This window comes from Pedococcus sp. P2_D7 (assembly GCF_056404295.1).
The window spans coordinates 171581-191409 of record NZ_JBFUEH010000001.1; the positions used below are offsets into that span (position 1 = coordinate 171581).

The window sequence follows — 19829 nt, forward strand, 5'->3', positions numbered from 1 at the left end:
ATGCGGATGTAGCTCAGTTGGTAGAGCGCAACCTTGCCAAGGTTGAGGTCGCCGGTTCGAGCCCGGTCATCCGCTCGGAGGGTTTGACCGCCTTCACGGTGGAGTGGCCGAGAGGCGAGGCAGCGGCCTGCAAAGCCGCGTACACGGGTTCAAATCCCGTCTCCACCTCGACACGTACGAACCCGAAAAGCACCACCCGGGGCGATTGGCGCAGTGGTAGCGCGCTTCCTTGACACGGAAGAGGTCACTGGTTCAAACCCAGTATCGCCCACCAGCACGAAACGGCCCCTGACCTGCGGATGCGCAGACCAGGGGCCTTCGCCTTTGTAGGCACGTGGCCTTCAGCGAGTTCCTCCACGCCCGGATCACGAGGCAGGAGATCCGCTGCCGGACTCTGCTCGAGACCGCGGAGTTGTCGCCCGCGGCGTGTGGGGCCGCCCTCGGCGTGGGTGTCAGTCATGGGTCGTCCGTTCGGTTGTTCTATCCGCGGTTGAGCGAATGGATGCCGTGTGACGGGGTAGGACACAGTTCGAGTCCAGCCAGGACGAGCCTTTCCGACCGAGGAGTTGCCCGGATGGCCCAGCGAGCCCGTCACGCACAGGAACCCACCAAGCGCACCTACCGGACTACCCCCATCTGGCAAGACCTCGCGCTGCTCACCCTCGTCGTGGTTGTGGGGGTCGGCCTGTTCCTCACCTGGACCAAGTTCAGGTGAGCCGCAGGGCGTGACCCCCGCCCTCCCTTCGTCGTTATCCGTAGCATCGGTGTACTCAGTCCTTGGTGGGAAGGGCGTGTGGCATGTGGCGGCGATTCCTCGAACGATTCGTGCCCCTCATGGAAGATGGCCCGTCGGTGCTCGACCGACTGGATGGTGCCGGCGGTCCTCTCGTCAGGGCGCTCCTGGAGGGCGCGGCCGACAGCCAACCTCAGCCACCGAGTCGCGTGGTTGCCGGCGCGGAGGAGTCCTCCCCCCATCAACCCCGCGGGCGGTAGGGCGATTCGTCGGTTCGCCCAGCGGCCAGGAACCCGGCCCCGCAGTCGCTGATGGCGTCGCCCAGCTCCCGGTACCCACGGTTGTAGGCGTGCCGTTGCCCGGATCAAGGCCGTGGCCAAACGAGAGCATGACCTGGAGCAGGGCATGTCGAAGCAGGTGGTGGGCCCGGCTGCAGGTAACCTGTTGCCGAGTTCGGGGGCCATAGCAATGAGTGAGGGTGAGCGATGGTTTTGACCTCCGCAGGCGTGCAGGCGCTGCGGGGACTGTCAGAGCTGATGAACCGCGCGAGCGGGCAGGAGCGTCTGCAGGACCTGCTCGACCTGATCGTCGAGGGCGCAGCGGACGTCGTCGGCTTCCGCGTCGCTGCGATCAGTCTGCTGCGACCGGACGACGAGCTCGAGGTCGTCGCGGTGGCCGGTGACCCCGGCGCCCATGAGGAGCTGATGGGGCGACGGACCCCGCGCGCCCTGGTCGAGGCCGAGTTCGAGATCGCCGAGCGGTGGGGCACGCTGCGGTTCGTCCCAGCGGACCGACTGCCGCAGACGGCGCAACGCGGATGGGTGGCGGAGGGATGGGCGGACGGCGCGACCGGTGACCCGGATGCCTGGCACCCGCTGGACACGCTGTTGGCTCCTTTCTACGACGTCACCGGCACCTGGCTCGGCATCATCTCGGTGGACCTTCCGATCAGCGGCAAGCGGCCCGACGAGGTGCAGCAGGGTCTGCTGGAGGTGTTTGCGAACCAGGCTGGCATCGCGATCAACGGGGCGCAACAACGGCTCGCGCTCACCGAACGGGCCCGCCTCGCGGCCGCGGTGCACACGGTCGCCCGCATCTCCCAGGAGTTTCTCGACCCTGCTCGCGCCGTCGAAGCGGTCGTCGGACCGGTGTTGGATGGCCTGGACGGCTCCGCGATCTGGGTCAGGGTCTTCTCCGACCGGAGCTCAACGAGTGCCGAGGACTTCGTCGTGCACGCGGGCCTGGGGGCGCCGAATGCCCCCGCTGAGGTCATCAACCTGGTGCGGCGCGTCGCGCAGCACTGTTGGCGAGAGCGGACGGCCGGGATGATCCGCGCCGGGGCCAGCGAGCCGCAGGGACTGTTGAGCGAGGCGGAAATCGGCACCATGCTCACGTTCACCGCCCCCTTCGGTGGCGGCTCGTTGATGCTCGCGCCGATCGGCTCAGGCACCCAGTGCCTCGGCCACCTCGTCATCGCCCGCTCGGCCGACGAGGCACTCTGGAGCGATGCGGAGGCAGCGGCGGCCCTGGAGATGGGCCGTGACATCGGGAGGGCCGTCGTCAACGGGCGCCTGCTCGACCTCGAACGACGGCTGGTCGAGCAGCTGCGCCGCAGCGACCGCGCCAAGACCTCCTTGTTCGCGACGGTGGCCCACGAGCTCAAGAACCCGCTCGCGTCCATCGTCGGACACGTGGAGCTGCTTCAGGACGACCCACAAGAAGACGCCGGCTGGTCCCTGGGCGTCATCGAGCGCAACACCCACCGGCTCCAGGCGCTGGTTGACGACCTGCTCACCTTGTCGAAGGTCAGCGACCCGGACCGGCCACTGGTCAGCAGCCGGCTGGACCTCGCGCACCTGACGCAGGACGCGATGGACATGTTCCGGCCAACCGCCGAACAACGGGGGATCAGCCTGACCAGTGACCTGGTCGAGGGGGAAGCGGTGGTGCTCGGCAACGCCGAGGAGCTCGGCCGGGTCCTGGACAACCTGGTGAGCAACGCCGTGAAGTTCAGTCCAGACCACGGGGCGGTGCGGCTCAGCGCACGGCGCGACCATGAATCCCTCGTCCTGCTCTGCGCCGACGAGGGAATGGGCATCTCCGACGAAGACCAGCAGTCGCTGTTCACCGAGTTCTTCCGCGGCACCAACCCCGCGGCCCTGCAAGTCCCCGGCACCGGCCTGGGGCTGAGCATCGTCACCCGGATCGTGGCGCGCCACGGCGGCTCGATCACCGTGGAGTCGGAGCTCGGCAGGGGCACGACCTTCCGCGTTGGCCTTCCGGCCGCCTGAAGGTCCACGCGCGGCCCACGACACGACGTGGCCTAGGGTCGGGGAACGGGTCGAGCCGGAGAGAGACGGAGCCATGTGCCACTACTGCGGGTGTCGAGAGATGCCCCTGCTCAGGGACTACATCGCCGAGCACGAGCGCGCGACCAACCTCGGGGGTGACGCGGTGCGGGCCATCGACCGTGGTGAGCTGGCCGGGGCCAGCGTGCTGTTGGGTGCCATGGCGGCTGAGCTGCGCTCCCACTGGCAAGGCGAGGAGAACGGCCTGTTCGCCGTCATGGGGCGCGACCCCCTGGCGGCGGAGCACATCGGGCCGCTGGTGCAGGAACACAGGGAGCTGGCGGGCTTGCTCGCCACCGCGGACCTGGGCGACCCTGCCGACCAGGAGCGGATCCGGGCCGCCGTGTCGGAGCTGCACGAGCACATCGCGAAGGAGGAGGACGGCCTGTTCCCGGCCTCGCTCATCGCTCTGGGCGGCGACGAGTGGGACGCGTCGATGGTGGCCTGGCAGGAGGCCCACCCCGGCGAGACGATGATCAGCGGCTGAGGGGCTGGAGCACCTCGACCGCGGTCTCACCTGGCGCCGACTGCCGCCGTTCACGACCTCAGGGCGGTCAGCTGATGCGGTCCCAGCCACGCCGTGGCCGGTGGCTGCCGAGCTGGGCGTCGTCGCGGCTGCGGTAGACGATGTAGGGGCGGGTCAGGTACCCGACGGGCGCGCTGAACACGTGGACCAGCCTGGTGAAGGGCCACAGCGCAAACAGCCCGAAGGCCACGAGTGCGTGCAGCTGGAATCCCAGTGGTGCGGCGGCCATCAAGGCGGCATCGGGGTGGAACGCGAGGAAGGAGCGGTACCAGACGGATACGCCTTCGCGGTAGTTGTACTCGCCGCCGATCGTCAGGATCGACCCGGCGATGGTGTTCCACATGCCCAACACGATCACCACGGCGAGGAAGGCGTACATCACCTTGTCCATCCGGGTGGTCGCGGAGAAGACCGGACCTACAGTCCGTCGCCGGTAGATGAGGATCGCCATGCCGACCACCGCCATGACCCCCGCCAGGAGGCCGCCGGTGACCGCCACCACGTGGTACGCGTGCTCACTGACGCCGGCCCAGTCCGTCCACGACTGCGGCACCAGCAGGCCGATGATGTGGCCGCCGACGACCCCGAGCATCCCGAAGTGGAAGAGGGGACTGCCGATCCTCAGCAGGCGGTTCTCGTAGAGCTGGGACGAGCGGGTGGTCCACCCGAACTTGTCGTACCGGTACCGCCACAGGTGGCCGACCACGAAGATGGTCAGGCAAAGGTAGGGAAAGATGACGAAGAGGAACTCGTTCATGCGCGGCCTCCCGGGAACGACGGCATGGGCAGCGAGATGGCGTGTGCCGCGCCGTTCGGCGCGCGGTTGGCAGCGCCGGGGCTGAACTGCGGGTTGGCGAACGGCGCGAGGCCGACCTCCTCCTCGGGTGGGCCCTCGGCAGCCAGGCGCCGGACGGCGTCGCGCTCGTCACCCCGCAGTGGCGGCAGGGTGGCGGTCACCGCGTCGACCAGGTTCCCCCACGGTGAGGCCAGGTCGCGCAGCGAGAGTCGCAGCAGCTCGAGTCCCGCGCGATGGTCGAGCATGAGGTCGCGCCCGAGGGCCTGGTCGGCGGTGGCGGCGAACTCGAGGACGACACAGAGGTGGTCGGGCAGCTCCGCGTCATCGAGCTCGAACCCGGCGCGGAGGTAGGTCTGCTTGAAGCGCAGGAGGGCCATGCCACGCTTGCGGGTGTCGCCGTGGGCGAAGTAGGTCAGGAACAGGTTGCAGCGGCGACGGGTGTCGAAGGTCTCGACGTAGTCGGCCTGGAGCTCGGGCATGGGGGTGCCCTCGAGATGGTCGAGGAAGGCCCGGATGGAGCTCCCGATCCCGTCGGGCAGCCCTTGGGACGCCGATCTGAGGAAGTCGGCCCGGGCGAGGAGGTCCTCGTCGGGGTAGTCGAGGAGCAGCGAGACGGACTGCCACACGATGGTGAGCTGCTCGCTGGGCAGGCTCGACCCGGGTCGGCGACTGCTCATGAGTCGGGGCCTGCCGGAGGGAACATCCCTGGGGGCGAGCCCTTGCCGTCCCAGTTGAGCAGGTTGACCCGGCCCTTCTTGTTGCTGGGACCGCTCAGCGAGTCCGAGGTCTGACGGTCCTGCAGCATCTGGAAGTTCTCGACCGCGATCGGTGCCGGGGTGCCGGAGCCCTCGCCGAAGAGGTCCTGTTGCCCACCGCCGTACTCCGAGACCGAGCACTCCGTGGAGAGCTCCTCCAAGGAGTGGGCCTGCTCGGCGTGTGCGGGGGGAATCACGTATCTCTCGTCGTACTTCGCGATCGCGAGGAGGCGGTACATGTCGTACATCTCCTCCTCGCGCATCCCGACCGCGGCCGGTATCGAGGAGTCCGGGTCACGGCCCATGTTGATGTCGCGCATGTAGCAGCGCATCGCGGCGAGCTTCTTGAGCACGGCGTCGACGGGGGCGACGTCGCCGGCCGTGAACAGCTCGGCGAGGTACTCGATCGGTATCCGCAGGGCGTCGATTGCCGCGAAGAGGTTGCCCTTGTCCTCGGCGTCCTCACCGGTCTCGGCGACGACGTCGACCACGGGAGACAGCGGCGGGATGTACCAGACCATGGGCATGGTGCGGTACTCCGGGTGGAGCGGAAGCGCGACCTTGAACGTGTTGATCAAGGCGTAGATCGGCGAGCGCTGGGCGGCGTCGACCCAGTCACGGGCGATGCCGGCCTGCTCCGCCTGGCGGATCACCTCTGGGTCGAACGGGTCGAGGAAGACATCCCGCTGCGCCTCGTAGAGGCCTTGGTCGTCGGTGGTCGAGGCCGCTGCGAGGACCTTGTCGGCGTCATAGAGCATCAGCCCGATGTAGCGCAGTCGACCCACGCAGGTCTCAGCGCACACGGTCGGGAGGCCGACCTCGATGCGCGGGAAGCAGAACGTGCACTTCTCGGCCTTGCCGGTGCGGTGGTTGAAGTAGATCTTCTTGTAGGGGCAGCCCGAGACGCACTTGCGCCAGCCGCGGCACTTGTCCTGGTCGACCAGGACGATGCCGTCCTCCTCGCGCTTGTAGATCGCGCCGCTGGGGCACGATGCTGCGCAGGAGGGGTTGAGGCAGTGCTCGCAGATTCGGGGCAGGTAGAACATGAAGGTCTGCTCGAACTCGAACTTCACCTTGTCGGCGATCTTCTTGAGCATCGGATCGCGGTGCGCCGTGGCGGTGGAGCCGCCGAGGTCGTCGTCCCAGTTGGCCGACCACTCGATCTTCATGTTCTTGCCGCTGATCAGGGACTTGGGCCGCGCCACCGGCGTGTGCTCCTGGGCCGGCGCGTCGGTGAGGGTGGAGTAGTCGTAGGTCCACGGCTCGTAGTACTCGCCGATCGAGGGCAGCTTGGGGTTGGAGAAGATCGTCATCAGGTTCTTCAGGCGTCCACCCGCCTTGAGCTTCATGCGGCCGCGCTTGGTGAGCTCCCAGCCGCCCTTCCACTGCTCCTGGTCCTCGTAGGTGCGCGGGTAGCCGAGCCCCGGCCGGGTCTCGACGTTGTTGAACCAGATGTACTCGGTGCCCGAGCGGTTGGTCCAGGCCTGCTTGCAGGTCACCGAACAGGTGTGGCACCCGATGCACTTGTCGAGGTTCATGACCATCGCCATCTGAGCCATGACCTTCATCAGTACGTCACGTCCTGGCTGCGCTTGCGGATGATGGTGACCTCGTCACGTTGGTTGCCGGTGGGGCCGAGATAGTTGAACGCGAAGGTCAGCTGGGCGTACCCACCGATCAGGTGGGAAGGCTTCACGAGCAGTCGCGTCAGTGAGTTGTGTATGCCGCCCCGCTTGCCCGAGGTCTCGGCGAGCGGTACGTCGATCAACCGGTCCTGGGCGTGGTACATGTACACGGTCCCCTCCGGCATGCGGTGCGACACGATGGCCCTGGCCACCACGACGCCATTGCGGTTGACGGCCTCGATCCAGTCGTTGTCCGAGATGCCGACCTTGGCCGCGTCCCGGTCACTCATCCAGATGTTCTGGCCGCCGCGCGACAGCGAGAGCATGAAGAGGTTGTCCTGGTACTCGGAGTGGATCGACCACTTGTTGTGCGGAGTCAGGTAGCGCACGGTCAACCCTTCGACCTGACCTGACGAACCGTCGGACACGGTGCCGAGGGCCGGCTCAGCGAAGAGCGCGGCCATGTTGAGCGGCGGCCGGTAGACGGGCAGGCCTTCGCCCAGCTCGGTCATCCAGTCGTGGTCGAGGTAGAAGTGCATCCGCCCGGTCAGGGTGTGCCACGGCTTCTTGCGCTCCACGTTGATGGTGAAGGGGGAGTAGCGCCGTCCGCCGGTCTCTGAGCCCGACCACTCGGGTGAGGTGATCACCGGCACCGGCGGCCCCTGGGTGTCGGCGAAGGTGATCTGCTTGCCCTCGTGCTCCTCGGCCAGGTCGGCCAGCTTGACTCCGGTCCGCTTCTCGAGGGTCTTGAAACCCTGGGTGGCGAGGTGGCCGTTGGTGGTCCCGGACATCGCGAGGATCGCTTCGCAGACGTTGACGTCCTTCTTCAGCGAGGGCCGACCGTCGGCCACACCGCCGCGCACGGCGCCGTTCTTGGCCCGGAGGTAGTCGACCTGCGCGCCCAGCTCGAAGGTGACGCCCTTGGTGGTCGCACCGAGGGTGTCGACCAGCGGCCCAAGTGCGTTCATCTTCGCGGCCACGGCTCCGTAGTCGCGCTCGACCTCGACGAGCTTGGGCATGGTGACCCCCGGCACCGGCTCGCACTCGCCCTTCTTCCAGTCGCGGACCACGCCGTGCGGGTTGGCCAGCGCGTCAGGCGTGTCATGAGTCAGGGGCACCGCGACGACGTCCTTGCGCACCCCGAGGTGGGCGGCGGCCAGCTCGCTGAACCGCTCAGCGATCGTCTGCCAGGCGTCCCAGTCCGTGCGGGTCTGCCACGGTGGCGCGATGGCGGGGTTGAAGGAGTGCACGAAGGGGTGCATGTCGGTGGTGTTGAGGTCGTGCTTCTCGTACCAGGTCGCGGCGGGAAGGACGACGTCCGAGAAGATGGTGGTGCTGGTCTGACGGAAGTCGATCGTCATCAACAGGTCGAGCTTTCCCTCCGGAGCCTTCTCGCGCCACCGGACGTCGACGGGGCGTTGACCCTCGGGTGTCTCGGTGGCCCGCACCGAGGAGTCGGTGCCGAGAAGATGCTTCAGGAAGTACTCGTTGCCCTTGCCGGACGAGCCGAGCAGGTTGGCCCGCCAGATCGACAGGATCCTCGGGTAGTTGCCCGGTGCGTCCGGATCCTCGCCGGCGAAGTCCAGCTCGCCGGACTTGAGCTGCTCGACGACGTACTCGGCCACGGACTTTCCCGCCGCCGCAGCATCGTCGCTGAGGTCGAGGGGGTTGCGGTCGAAGGTCGGGTACGACGGCATCCAGCCCATCCGGGCGCTCTGGGCGATCACGTCGGCAGTGGACTTGCCCGCCAGCTGGCCCTTGCCCGTGGTCGCCGAGAGGGTGTCGGCGCCGAACTGGTCATAGCGGAACTGGTTGGTGTGCAGGTACCAGTACGCCGTCTGGATCATGTTGCGCGGCGGGCGGTTCCAGTCGAGGGCGTTGGCGATCTGGGTGTAGCCGGTGATCGGGCGGACCTTCTCCTGGCCGACGTAGTGTGCCCAGCCGCCGCCGTTGACACCCTGGCAGCCCGTGAGGTTGGTGAGCGTGAGGAAGGCACGGTAGATGGTGTCGGAGTGGAACCAGTGGTTGGTGCCGGCGCCCATGACGATCATCGACCGACCCTTGGACTCCTCGGCGTTCTGGGCGAACTCGCGACCGATGCGAGCGGCAGTCGCGGCAGGCACTCCGGTGATCGCCTCCTGCCACGCGGGGGTGTAGGGGGAGTTCGCGTCCTCATAGCCCTTGCTGCCCCCGCCCGGCCAGTCCCCGGGGAGGGGCTCGCCGTGGAACGACCGGCCGACGCCGTACTGCGCGAGCAGGAGGTCGAAGACCGTCGTGACCAGGTGGCCACCCACGCGACGTACGGGTACGCCTCGGGGCAGGTCGGCGGCGGCGCCGTCGGGGGTGTCGAAGCGCGGCATACGGACGACGACGGACTCCGTCGCGGTGTCCAGGAGAGACAGGACCGGGTCGGTGTCGGCGAGGTCGAGGTTCCACTTGCCCACCCCTGCCTCGCCGTAGCGGTGACCCAGGGATCCGTTGGGGACCACAGCCTCCCCGGAGCCGGCGTCGATGAGGACGGTCTTGAAGGCGGCGTTCTCGACGTCGGCGTGGTCCGGCAGGTCGGCGGCGGTGAGGAACTTTCCGGCGGTGAACTCACCGTCCGCCGCCTCCTCGAGACGGACCAGGTGGGGGAGGTCGGTGTACGTCTTCACGTACTCGGTGAAGTAGGGCGTCTGTCGGTCGACGAAGAACTCCTTCAGCACGACATGGCCCATCGCCATCGCGAGTGCAGCGTCCGTACCCGGCTTGGCGGCCAGCCACTCGTCGGCGAACTTCACGTTGTCGGCGTAGTCCGGCGCGACCGCGATGACCTTCTGGCCGCGATAGCGGGCCTCGGTCATCCAGTGGGCATCCGGCGTGCGGGTGACGGGGAGGTTGGAGCCCCACATGATGAGGTACCCCGCGTTCCACCAGTCACCCGACTCGGGGACGTCGGTCTGGTCGCCGAAGACCTGCGGGGAAGCCACGGGGAGGTCGGCGTACCAGTCGTAGAAGCTCAGCATCGAGCCGCCGATGAGGTTCACGAACCTGGCCCCGGAGGCGTGGGAGACCATGGACATCGCGGGGATGGGGGAGAACCCCGCGACGCGGTCGGGTCCGTACTTCTTGATCGTGTGGACGTGCGCCGCGGCGACGATCTCGCTGGCCTCGTCCCAGGTGGCCCGGACCAGCCCGCCCTTGCCGCGGGCCGACTTGTAGGCCTTGGCCCGTAAGGGATTCTCGACGATGTGCTCCCAGGCCCTGACCGGATCTCCATCGTGCTGGGCCTTCGCCTCACGGAACATCTGGAGCAGGACACCCCGCACGTAGGGGTAGCGCACGCGCGTGGGGGAGTAGGTGTACCAGGAGAAGGCTGCACCGCGGGGGCAGCCGCGGGGCTCGTACTCAGGGGAGTCCGGGCCGACGGAGGGGTAGTCGGTCTGCTGGGTCTCCCACGTGATGATCCCGTCCTTGACGTACACCTTCCACGAGCAGGAGCCGGTGCAGTTCACGCCGTGGGTCGAGCGCACGACCTTGTCGTGGCTCCAGCGGTCGCGGTAGAAGTCGTCGGCCTCGCGCCCGCCGACCTTCGAGATGGTGCGCAGGTCGTCGGACACGGTCCCTCTGGTGAAGAACCTCCGGGTGCGGACGAGGGCCTCGGTGAGGGTGCCGTCCATCCCGATGTCGGCCGTGGGCTTGTCGGGCGACGGAGTCAATGGGCTTCCTGTCCTTGGGCGGCGGTGTGTCGCACGACGGTGACGGTGAGGAACAGGGCCAGCGCCGCGGTCACGCAGAGCATCCACAGCCCGATGGCGTAGGAGTCGGTACGGCCGTAGACGTAACCCATGATCAGGGGTGGGACGAACCCGCCCAGCCCTCCGGCGGCGCCAACGAGGCCGGTCACGCCGCCAACTCGTGAGGGCTCGGTGACCTTGGCGATGAGGGCGAAGGTTGCGCCGCTTCCTGAGCCGAGCGCTGCGGCCATGGCGAGGAAGGCGATGGTGCCGATGCCGTGCAGCGGCGGTGTGCCTGCAGAGATTCCAGCACACACGACGACGATGCCGAAGCCGGTGGCAAGCACCGGGATGGCGCCCAGCTTGTCGGCGAGCCAGCCCCCGACCGGTCGCATGACGACGGCGACGAGGACGAAGCCGGCCATGCGGTTGGCCGCGCTCTCCGGGCTGAGGTGGTGAGCGGTCTTGAGGTAGGCCGGGAGGTAGACCGAGAACGCGACGTAACCACCGAAGGCGACCGCGTAGAGGAGGCAGGCCTGCCACGTGATCGCGAGCCGCGCGTTGGCGGAGATTCGCGACGTCAAGGAGGTGGAGGGGACGACCCGGCCGGGTGCGTCCCGCAGCATCACCCACGCCGCCGCGGCATACGCAGCGAGGACCACGGCGGTGATGAGGAAGGGCGACTTGGCACCCAGGTTGGTGCTGAGCTTGACGGTGGTCAGGGCGCTGATGGCGGTGCCGCCCATGCCGGCCCCGAAGATCCCGATCGCCAGGCCGCGCTTCTCCGGCGGGAACCAGGCGTTCACGAAGGGCACCCCGACGGCGAAGGCGGTGCCGGCGACGCCGAGGAAGAACCCACCGACGAGGAGCAGGGCGTAGGAGTCGAGGGCGACGAACGCGATGAAGAGGATCGGGACGATCGTCACGATGGAGACGATCGGAAACATCACCCGGCCGCCGTACCTGTCGGTCAGCCCACCCACGACGATGCGGCCCAGGGAACCGACGACGACGGGTACGGCCACGAGGAGTGCGACGTCGGACTCACTCAGGGCGCCGAGGGTCCCCGTGGTCCGGAAGAGCGGTCCGAGCGGGCTGATCAGCGCCCAGGCCCAGAAGTTCACGGCAAACCCGATGGTCGCCAGGGTCAGCATCAACCACGGGGATCGAGTGGCCTCGCGCGTCGAGGGCTCCGAGGTCACGGCAATCGTCTCTGCCCGTCGGTGGGGGGCGTCCAATGGTGCACTCACGTCTGGGCCATCCTGGGTCTTCGGGCAGCCACCGGTGGTGGTGGCGCGGGCTGGTCAGAGTCCATCGGGGTCCTCGGCGGATGGGCAGGGTCAAAGGTCCCTGGCCCTGTCAAGGCTGCAGATGCCAGGGCCAGGACCAGCCAGAGCCAGTCAGAACCCGAGCCAGCCAGAACCAGAGCCAGCCAGAACCAGAGCTAGCTCGCGGCCCAGCTCAGACGGTCGAGGAGGACCTGGAGGTCCACGAACGCGAAGCGCACCGTGGAGTCGCTACAGCCATACGGCACCACGAGCTGGTCCTGGTGGACGAGGGCTCCACACGAGTACACGACATTCGGCACGTAGCCGTCGCGCTCGTCGGCATCGGGGGTGAGGAAGGGCCGCTCCAGCGCCCCGAGCACGACCGTCGGGTGGTCGAGGTCCAGCAGCAGGGCGCCGATGCCGTAGGTACGCATCGGGCCGACGCCGTGCGTGAGCACGAGCCAGCCGGAGGCCGTCTCGATCGGGGAGCCGCACTGCCCGAGCTGCACGATCTCCCACGGGCGTTCCGGACTGACCAGGGTGGTGGGTGCGCCCCACGTGATCGCGTCGTCCGAGCTGGTGACACCCAGGGACTCACGATCCCAGCGGGTCAGGGCCAGGTAGCGTCCTCCCACCATCCGTGGGAACAGCGCCATGCCCTTGTCGCGGGCCGCAGGCCCCCGCTGCGGACGGCTGCGGAACGTCAGCCAGTCCTGCGTCGTGAGCAGCCGCGGCGCCACGTTCGCCCCGTCGTACGCGGTGTACGTCGCGTGGTAGGTCACCGTGCCGCCGTCGACGAAGGCGACGAACCTGGCGTCCTCCACGCCGTGGCTTTCCGCCGCCACGGTGGGGAAGACCACCCGGGCGGACAGCGGGCGGGTGGGGTCGAAGGACAACGTGTATGCCGCGGACTCACCTTCGGGAGACGGTTCGCCTTCCAGGTCGGGCCCGGAGCCTGCGCGATCGGTGTCCGCACGCCGGTCGCTGGACATCGTGGTGGGCGTGATGCACCCGGTCGTGGGATGCGGGTCCGGCTCGTCCAGTCGCACCTCGAGGGGTGCTGCCCCGAGGACACCCGTGCGGAGCTCGATGCTCGAAATGTGCCCCTCGCCCACGGCCCGCAGGCTCATGACGAAGCGCAGCTCCCCGGGCGGGAGACCTTCCTGGTCGGGGTGGGGAACGAGCGAAGGGTTGAACAGCGCGGCTGCCTCCAGCGCATACTCCTGGGTGAAGTAGGCCCCCACGAGCTGCTGACGCTCGTCCGACAGGTCGTCTGCGCTGGGGATGCGATGAGCCACCAGGGCGAAGTGCTCGCGAAACGTCGCTGACAGGTCGTGGTGGCGCGAGTCGAACGCCAACCGGGTCTCCACGAGGACCTCGTGCGTCCGGGCATCGTCCAGCGCGAGAATCCTCGCGATCACGGCGTCAGCCCTCGACACGCCGTTGCCGAGGAGCTCTTGGCCGGGCAGGAAGAGTCGGGCCAGCACCCGGCGTGGGTCGGGCCGCAGGGTCAGGGGGGCTCGATGGACCCAGGGGGCGTCGGTGGTCACAACCCGGCGACGCCGACGCGCTGTGCCTGTTGCATCGTCGAGATCAGCGCGATGGTCGACTCAGCGCCTTGGTTCTCGTTGCGCCCGAACTCGTGGAGACCGTCACACCCCCCGCCGCTCAGCGGGTCGCGCAGGCTGGTGCCGGCGTCATTGGCCCCGTCGAACCAGTCCGCACACAGCTGCACCGCAGCCTGCCACCGGGGATCGGCGGTGACGTCGAACGCCCTGGAGCAGGCATCCGCGAGCGCGGCCACCTCGATGGGCTGCTGGTCGAAGGCGGGGCGCGGCTCGCCCAGGGCCCACCCGTGGGCCGGTGTCGGGGAGAGGTGACCCGCCGACGTCTCCGTCTCGAGCAGCCAGGCCAGCATGCCCAGTCCGTCGGTGAGCCACTTCCAGACCCCGAGCAACGACCCAGCTGCGATGAGCGTCTCCGCCAGGACCGCGTTGGCATAGCGCAGACGCGGTTCGGGCCAGCGCCACCCGGGCACGATCGTCGGGGCGATCCCCATTCCGGGCGTCGGTCCCGCAATGAGCCGGGCGGCATCCCCCAGCAGGGTGCGGGCCGGGACGTGCAGCGGGCTGATGGTGAGCACTTCGGCGGCGCCGAGTGCCGCGAACGCCATGGAGCGATGCCACGGCGAACGCAGCTGTGCGCCAGCGGTGAAGGCGCCCAAGGCCTGCCAGTCGGCGAGCCCGGGAGCCCGGGCCACTGCGGTGCCCAGGGCCCAGAGGGCGCGGCCCCAGCAGTCCTCGACGCTGGGTTCGTCAGTCCAGTCACCCAGGACGGTGCGACGGTTGCGGAATCCTCCGTCGGGCCCTTGGGCGTCAAGCACGAAGTGCAGGTATGTCGTGGCGAGCCGCGTGAGCTCAGGGGACGGGTGCGCCTCGCGGGCAACCACCACCAGCCCGCGAGCCACGTCGTCCACGCAGTAGCCGTGGTCGCGCCGGGGACGGGTGTGGTCGGCGTGCTCGAACAGGCCGATGCGGTCCGTGAGGTGGAAGAGGTGACGGAAGGAGACCGGTGCGACGACGGAGGGGTGCGCGGCTGCGAGGGTCACGACGTCACACCGCTGCCAGGGCGGAGTTCGCGAGGGCGTGGCTCGCGAGGGTGCGGTACTGCTGGGCGACAGCGGGCCAGAGCATCTCCGGAGCGATGCGGATCGCCTCGGCCGACATGGAGGCAGCCAGCTCGGGGTCGGTCAGCACTCTCCGCACCCCGTCGGCGATGGCCCTGGGGTCCTGCCGGGCGACGAGGAGTCCCGCTCCGCTGCCCAGGGCCTCGACCGCGTGCGGGAACCCGGTGGACACCACGGGTTTGCCGGCCGTGACGGCCTCGGCGAGGACGCCAGAGGTGACCTGCTCCGTGGAGTCGTAGGGCAGCAGCACGACGTCCGCCTCGGCCACGAGCCTCTGGAGCGAGACCGGGTCCAGGTAGCGGGCGTCGAACTCCACCAGGTCCGTCACGCCGAAGCGCCGGGCCCTGTCAGTGAGCCGGTCCCGGTATCTCTCACCATCGTGTTCGAGCACCTTGGGGTGGGTCTGTCCGACGATGCGGTAGACGGGGTGCAGGTCGCGCAGCTGGGCCATCGCCTCGATGCCCCACTCGATGCCCTTGCCATCGCCCAGCAACCCCCACGTGAGGACGACCGGACGACGGGACGGAGAGGCATCAGTGGTCGGCGCCGCGCCCGGGGCTTCGGCCACCGAGCGCGCAGCCAGGTAGCCCGGGTGGGCTCCGTGGGGGACGACGCAGATCGTGTCCGCGTCGATCTCGTAGTGCTTCACGAGCCGCTCCCGGGCGGCTTTGGTCATGGTGACCACGACGGCGCTCCGGGACGCCAGCTCCCGCACGATGAGGCGCTGGCGGTGCGAAGGCTCGGTGAGGACGGTGTGGACGACCAGGACCACGGGCACGCGCAGCCCGGCCACCGCGTCGAGCACGTCGAGCCCGTCCCGCCCTCCGTAGATGCCGTACTCGTGCTGGACGATCGCGACGTCGAACTGGTTGAGCGCGGCGGTAGCCGCCACCTCACCCCCGGCACTCCCGCGCACCCACTGGTGCACCACGTCGTGGGGGAAGGCCTCCCCGACCGCGTCGACCAGCTGAACCACCCCGATGGTGTCCGGTGAGCGCAGGGAGTCCGCCAGGGACCGGCTGAAGGAGGCCAGGCCGCACTGGGTCGGCGGGTAGGTGCTGAGAATGCCGTAAGAGACGGACATGGCGCGGTGCCTTCCTGTAGACCCCGCGTCGGCTGTCGTCGCGGAGCACAGCCACCCGAAGGGCTGGATCTGCACGCACGATGCGTTGGGGGCCGTCGCGGAGTGGACACGCGCAGGCCGGTCACGGCCGGAGATCTCCGTGATGCGCCTCGTCTCCAGGGCGAGGCGTCGAGGTCCCTACGGTAACACCGCACCCCTGGGTCGAGGGCCGCCTGCTCGCTGGCCGGAACGCGACCCGGACCAGCGGGGCTAGGGTGAGCCACCTGACGCCCCGTCACGCCAGCCGCGATGCAGACCCGACCGCGAAGCCCGACACCTGCCGCGCCAGCCGCCGCCAGCCTGTTGGAGGACCGATGAGGATCGGCGTCATCGCCTCGATCGCCCACCGGCTGCCGCCGCTCGGGTACGGGCCGTGGGAGCAGATCGCCTCGACCCTCACGGAAGGTTTCGTCGAGCACGGTCACGAGGTGACGCTCTTCGCGACCGCCGACTCGGCGACCAGCGCCCACCTGCACGCGACCGCCCCGCACGGCTACGAGGAGGCTCCGGGCCTGGACGCCAAGGTCTGGGAAGGGCTGCACAACGCGGCAGCCTTCGAACGCGCGGGCGAGTTCGACGTGCTGGCGAACCACTTCGACTTCATGCCGCTGACCTACAGCCGGCTGGTCCGGACCCCCGTCGTCACCACGATCCACGGATTCTCGTCGCCGCGGATCGTTCCGGCGTACCGCGCGTATGACGACATCGCGCACTACGTGGCGATCAGCGACTCGGACCGGGACCCGACCCTTGACTACGCAGCCACCATCCACCACGGCATCGGCACGGACGCCTTCACCTTCGTCTCGGCGCCGGGCACGTACCTGCTGTTCCTGGGGCGGATCCACCCCGACAAGGGGACCCACAGAGCCATCGAGGTCGCCCGGCGCACGGGCCTCGACCTCGTGATCGCGGGCATCGTCCAGGACGAGGACTACTTCGCCAGGGAGGTGCTGCCGCACGTCGACGGACGTCACGTCCACTATGTCGGCCCAGTCGGACCCGCCGAGCGAGACCGTCTCCTCGGCGGTGCCCTGGCGCTGCTGCACCTGATCAGCTTCGCCGAGCCCTTCGGCCTCTCCGTGGTCGAGTCCCTCGCCACTGGAACCCCTGTCATCGCCACGTCCATCGGCTCGATGCCGGAGCTGCTGGAGCACGCGAGCACCGGCTTCCTCGTCACGGACGTGGACGAGGCGGTAGCCGCGGTGGCGCGGGTGGGCGAGCTCGATCGAGGGGCCTGTCGGAACGCCGCCGTGGAGCGCTTTGACTCCCGGCGGATGGTCCAGGACTACCTGCACCTGTTCCACGAGGTCGTCGCGAAGGGTCCGCGCACCCCACCCCGGTGATGCCGCGTCGGGCCCGTCGCAGGGTTCACCGGGGCGCCGCGGCCGGTCGGGGAGCGGGTCAGCAGGGGGAGGGCGTCAGCCCGCCGCACGGTGGGCCGTCAGGTAGGTGACCACGGCCTGGACGCGGCGGTTGTCGGCCGCGCCCCCGGGGAGGTCGAGCTTGGTGAAGAGGTGCCGGACGTGCGTGCCCACGGTGTGGATGCTGAGGGTCAGCCGATCGGCGATCCCCTTGTCGGACAACCCTTCTGCCATGAGTCGCAGCACCTCGAGCTCGCGGTCCGTGAGTCCGAGCCTGTCTGCGGAGCTGCGGACGAGGGACTCGGCCACGGCAGGGTCGACGACCGTGCCACCGGCTGCCACCCGGACCATCGCGTCCTCGAGCACGTCGGCGCGCAGGATCGTCTCCTTGAGCAGGTAGCCGACTCGGTGGGGCGCACGCTCGAGCAGCCACGCGGCATACCCTCCGACGACGTACTGGGACAGGACGAGGACGGCGACGGTCGGGTGGCTGTGCCGCAGCTCGGCTGCGAGCCGCAGCCCTTCGTCGGTGAACGTCGGTGGCATCTTGATGTCGACGACGACGACGTCCGGCCCATGGGCTCGCACCAGGGAGGGCACTCGCGCCGGCCCCTCGACGGCCTCGACGACGTCGTGCCCCCGAGCCCGCAGCAACGCGGAGATGCCCTCCCGCACGAGGAGGCTGTCGTCGGCGACGATGACCTTCACCGAGCCTCCCCACTGCCAGGTGTGGTCGTATGCCGCGTGGCGCAGGGGATCCCGAACGTCAGGGTGGTGCCGCCCCCGCGTGGGCTGTCGATGGTGAGCGTGCCGTCCACGGAGGCGAGCCGGTCGCGGATGCCCGTCAGTCCCTGCCCTCGTGGGTCGGCTCCGCCGACCCCGTCGTCCACGACCGTGACGACGAGGACGGCGTCGCGCTGCTCCACCGTGACCGCGACCCGCGTCGCGCTGGCGTGCTTCACCGCGTTGGTCACGGCCTCCGCCGTCGAGAAGTACGCGGCGGCTTCGACCGCAGGGGGCTGGCGCCGCGGGGTGCCGTGCGGTGCGCCGACGGTGACCAGCGCTCCGATGCGCCCAGCCAGGGCGTCGAGGGCAGGCATCAGCCCGAGGTCCGTGAGGACCGCCGGGTGGATCCCCGCCGCGAGTGCCCGCAGCTCCGCGAGCGCGCCGGTCACCTCGTCCTTGGCGTTCTCGAGCACCTCACGATCACCTGGCTGGGTCTCGAGGAGGGTCAGCGCGAGTCCGATCGCCAGCAGCCTCTGCTGGGCGCCGTCATGGAGGTCCCGCTCGAGGCGGGCCCTGGCGTCGTCGGCGGCCTCGACGATGCGGGAGCGGGACTCGCGCACCTCGAGCAGCTGGGACCGGACCTCGGCCTGGAGGCGGGCGTTCTCGAGGAGCAACCGCGTCGCGGACCCGGCCGCGGTGAGGAGTGCCGGCTCGTCCGCCAGGGATCGGTCGTGGGTGATGAGGGCCAGGGGCGCGTCGGCAGCACCGACCACGGTGACCTCTGTCGTGGGCCCCCGTGCCGGCGTCGCCACCACGCCTCCGCGGGGGTCGACATACCCATCGCCCACGGGGAAGGCGATCCGCAGCCCGGGGTCCCGGACGGCCGTGCCGAGAGCTCGCTCGAGGTCCGTGTCCGGGGACGATGCCGAGGACACGACGAAGTCGCCGATCCGCTTGTAGGACAGGCGTTCCCGAAGGAGCCCGACGAGGAAGCTCAGCGGCACACCCAGCAGGGCCACGACCTGCATGGCGGTCAGGGTGGTGGGTGACAGCCCCCAGGGGGACCGGCCCTGCAGACCCGCCACGACGACGAGGACGGCGTAGAACACGGCGGCCACGAGGATCGCCGCGTAGGGCAGCCGCAGGAGCCGGCGCTGCCGCTCACCCGCGCGGCGGTACTGCCGGACCACCTGCCAGAGGAAGACCAGCAGGAGGATCAGCCACAGCGCGCTGATCACGGCCGCCAAGGGTCTGGCCACCGATCGCGACAGACCGAGGTGGAGCAGTGGTTCGGCGCACCCCTGGCACAGCGGCCGGGTGTGACCGATCACGGTGAGCACGGACTCGGTCGCGCCAAGTGCGTAGGCGGCACGGACGAGCTGTCGGGCGATCCGGTCGTCGAGCCTGCCCGTCGGATAGGTCAGGAGGAGATGACCGGCCACCGGGGCCTGGAGCGGCACCAGGAAGACGGTGACCGTGTCGATGAGTCGGGTGTGGGGCGCCTGGCTGAGCAGCCCGAAGCTGCCGGCGAAGTTGGCCGACAGGACGAGGGCGAGGGTGAGGATCCGGACCGCTATCCGGGAGCGACCCAGCCAGATGGCCACGGCCCCCACCACGATCCAGCTCAGCGCGAACACCGTCTCCCGCGCCACCGCGCTGGGGGCCGCTCGATGGGCAGTCGCCACGGTGGCCCACAGGCTCAGCGCCAGGCAGGTGACGGCAGCCGCGAGGAGCCAGAGCTGTCGCACCCGCGAGGGCCCGGTCAGCCCGGCTGCGGGTGCGGCCGCGCTCATCCGGCCAGGTCTCTCAGGTGCGGCACCGTCAGCTCGTCCTTCTGGAGGAACCCGAGGACGCGGGCACCGGAGAGCAGCGGTGCGAGGTCCGCGCGCAGCCGGCTCGAGATGAGGATCACCCGCGGTGGCGGGGCCAGGTCGGCGAGCTGGCCAGCGACGACCACACCGTTGGTGTCCGGCAGCAACACGTCGAGGAGCACGAGGTCGGGGCTGAGCAGTCTGGCCGCCGCGAGGGCCTCTGCGCCGGTGCCGGCCTCGCCCACGACGTCGTAGCCACCACTCTCGAGCAGTCGCCTGGCCATCCGGCGAAACCCCGGATGGTCGTCGACGAGCAAGACCCGTTGAGCCATAGCTGATCGTGACACCGCCT

Annotated in this window: 15 protein-coding genes and 3 tRNA genes; 7 read left to right on the top strand and 11 right to left on the bottom strand. The window is 69.4% G+C overall.

The annotated features are described in order from the left end of the window. The first annotated feature begins 2 nt into the window (after positions 1–2). From AC1DWJ_RS00795 to AC1DWJ_RS00820, 6 genes are all read left to right on the top strand, one after another. Positions 3–75: transfer RNA gene (locus AC1DWJ_RS00795), tRNA-Gly, on the top strand. Positions 76–97: 22 nt separating this feature from the next. Continuing rightward, a tRNA-Cys gene (locus AC1DWJ_RS00800) sits at positions 98–168 on the top strand. Between the two features lie 31 nt (positions 169–199). Beyond that, positions 200–274, top strand: a tRNA-Val gene (locus AC1DWJ_RS00805). Positions 275–574: 300 nt separating this feature from the next. Further along, positions 575–715 (top strand): hypothetical protein, encoded by a 141-nt coding sequence (locus tag AC1DWJ_RS00810; protein WP_457256805.1) that lies wholly within the window; start codon positions 575–577, stop codon positions 713–715. Between the two features lie 503 nt (positions 716–1218). Beyond that, positions 1219–3024 carry a sensor histidine kinase gene (locus AC1DWJ_RS00815; RefSeq protein ID WP_457256803.1) on the top strand — a complete coding sequence of 602 codons (1806 nt, stop codon included), beginning with the start codon at positions 1219–1221 and terminating at the stop codon, positions 3022–3024. A gap of 100 nt (positions 3025–3124) precedes the next feature. After that, entirely contained in the window at positions 3125–3568 is a 444-nt protein-coding gene (locus AC1DWJ_RS00820; protein ID WP_457256801.1) for a hemerythrin domain-containing protein, read from the top strand. A gap of 67 nt (positions 3569–3635) precedes the next feature. Here the strand turns inward: AC1DWJ_RS00820 and narI are convergent, their stop codons facing one another. The 8 genes from narI to AC1DWJ_RS00860 all read right to left on the bottom strand — a co-directional run bounded on the left by narI (position 3636) and on the right by AC1DWJ_RS00860 (position 15537). Next, positions 3636–4364, bottom strand: a complete 729-nt coding sequence (gene narI / locus AC1DWJ_RS00825; RefSeq protein ID WP_457256799.1) for a respiratory nitrate reductase subunit gamma — start codon at positions 4362–4364, stop codon at positions 3636–3638. After that, entirely contained in the window at positions 4361–5080 is a 720-nt protein-coding gene (narJ, locus tag AC1DWJ_RS00830) for a nitrate reductase molybdenum cofactor assembly chaperone (protein ID WP_457256797.1), read from the bottom strand. The genes narI and narJ overlap by 4 nt, the downstream gene beginning before the upstream one ends. Next, positions 5077–6726 (bottom strand): nitrate reductase subunit beta, encoded by a 1650-nt coding sequence (gene narH, locus AC1DWJ_RS00835; protein WP_457256795.1) that lies wholly within the window; start codon positions 6724–6726, stop codon positions 5077–5079. The genes narJ and narH overlap by 4 nt, the downstream gene beginning before the upstream one ends. Continuing rightward, positions 6726–10442: a nitrate reductase subunit alpha gene (locus AC1DWJ_RS00840; protein ID WP_457256829.1), complete on the bottom strand. Its 3717-nt coding sequence runs from the start codon at positions 10440–10442 to the stop codon at positions 6726–6728. Before AC1DWJ_RS00840 ends, narH begins: the two co-directional genes overlap by 1 nt. A 35-nt stretch (positions 10443–10477) precedes the next feature. Continuing rightward, on the bottom strand, positions 10478–11701 hold the full coding sequence (locus tag AC1DWJ_RS00845) for an MFS transporter (protein WP_457256793.1): 1224 nt from the start codon (positions 11699–11701) through the stop codon (positions 10478–10480). A gap of 242 nt (positions 11702–11943) precedes the next feature. After that, positions 11944–13317 carry a glycoside hydrolase family 130 protein gene (locus tag AC1DWJ_RS00850; RefSeq protein ID WP_477619780.1) on the bottom strand — a complete coding sequence of 458 codons (1374 nt, stop codon included), beginning with the start codon at positions 13315–13317 and terminating at the stop codon, positions 11944–11946. Next, complete coding sequence (locus AC1DWJ_RS00855) at positions 13314–14375, bottom strand: glycosyltransferase (RefSeq protein WP_457256789.1); 1062 nt, start codon at positions 14373–14375, stop codon at positions 13314–13316. The genes AC1DWJ_RS00850 and AC1DWJ_RS00855 overlap by 4 nt, the downstream gene beginning before the upstream one ends. A gap of 4 nt (positions 14376–14379) precedes the next feature. Beyond that, complete coding sequence (locus tag AC1DWJ_RS00860) at positions 14380–15537, bottom strand: glycosyltransferase (protein ID WP_457256787.1); 1158 nt, start codon at positions 15535–15537, stop codon at positions 14380–14382. A 353-nt stretch (positions 15538–15890) separates the two neighbouring features. Here AC1DWJ_RS00860 and AC1DWJ_RS00865 point away from each other — a divergent pair, with 353 nt between their 5' ends. Next, on the top strand, positions 15891–16922 hold the full coding sequence (locus AC1DWJ_RS00865; protein ID WP_457256785.1) for a glycosyltransferase family 4 protein: 1032 nt from the start codon (positions 15891–15893) through the stop codon (positions 16920–16922). Between the two features lie 75 nt (positions 16923–16997). Here AC1DWJ_RS00865 and AC1DWJ_RS00870 read toward each other — a convergent pair whose 3' ends face one another. Genes AC1DWJ_RS00870 through AC1DWJ_RS00880 form a run of 3 tightly spaced genes read right to left on the bottom strand, consistent with a single transcriptional unit; the run spans position 16998 to position 19809 of the window. Continuing rightward, positions 16998–17648: a response regulator transcription factor gene (locus AC1DWJ_RS00870; RefSeq protein ID WP_457256783.1), complete on the bottom strand. Its 651-nt coding sequence runs from the start codon at positions 17646–17648 to the stop codon at positions 16998–17000. After that, the gene (locus AC1DWJ_RS00875) at positions 17645–19459 is read right to left on the bottom strand and encodes a sensor histidine kinase (RefSeq protein ID WP_457256781.1); all 1815 of its coding nucleotides are present in this window, start codon (positions 19457–19459) and stop codon (positions 17645–17647) included. Before AC1DWJ_RS00875 ends, AC1DWJ_RS00870 begins: the two co-directional genes overlap by 4 nt. After that, positions 19456–19809, bottom strand: coding sequence for a response regulator (locus AC1DWJ_RS00880; RefSeq protein ID WP_457256779.1), 354 nt, complete (start codon positions 19807–19809; stop codon positions 19456–19458). Before AC1DWJ_RS00880 ends, AC1DWJ_RS00875 begins: the two co-directional genes overlap by 4 nt. Positions 19810–19829 lie beyond the last annotated feature (20 nt).

Coding starts and splice junctions, on each gene's coding strand:
- AC1DWJ_RS00865 (WP_457256785.1), top strand. CDS start 15,891: ATGAGGATCGGCGTCATCGCCTCGATCGCCCACCGGCTGCCGCCGCTC.
- narI (WP_457256799.1), bottom strand. CDS start 4,364: ATGAACGAGTTCCTCTTCGTCATCTTTCCCTACCTTTGCCTGACCATC.
- AC1DWJ_RS00840 (WP_457256829.1), bottom strand. CDS start 10,442: ATGGACGGCACCCTCACCGAGGCCCTCGTCCGCACCCGGAGGTTCTTC.
- narH (WP_457256795.1), bottom strand. CDS start 6,726: ATGAAGGTCATGGCTCAGATGGCGATGGTCATGAACCTCGACAAGTGC.
- narJ (WP_457256797.1), bottom strand. CDS start 5,080: ATGAGCAGTCGCCGACCCGGGTCGAGCCTGCCCAGCGAGCAGCTCACC.
- AC1DWJ_RS00880 (WP_457256779.1), bottom strand. CDS start 19,809: ATGGCTCAACGGGTCTTGCTCGTCGACGACCATCCGGGGTTTCGCCGG.
- AC1DWJ_RS00875 (WP_457256781.1), bottom strand. CDS start 19,459: ATGAGCGCGGCCGCACCCGCAGCCGGGCTGACCGGGCCCTCGCGGGTG.
- AC1DWJ_RS00820 (WP_457256801.1), top strand. CDS start 3,125: ATGCCCCTGCTCAGGGACTACATCGCCGAGCACGAGCGCGCGACCAAC.
- AC1DWJ_RS00815 (WP_457256803.1), top strand. CDS start 1,219: ATGGTTTTGACCTCCGCAGGCGTGCAGGCGCTGCGGGGACTGTCAGAG.
- AC1DWJ_RS00810 (WP_457256805.1), top strand. CDS start 575: ATGGCCCAGCGAGCCCGTCACGCACAGGAACCCACCAAGCGCACCTAC.
- AC1DWJ_RS00860 (WP_457256787.1), bottom strand. CDS start 15,537: ATGTCCGTCTCTTACGGCATTCTCAGCACCTACCCGCCGACCCAGTGC.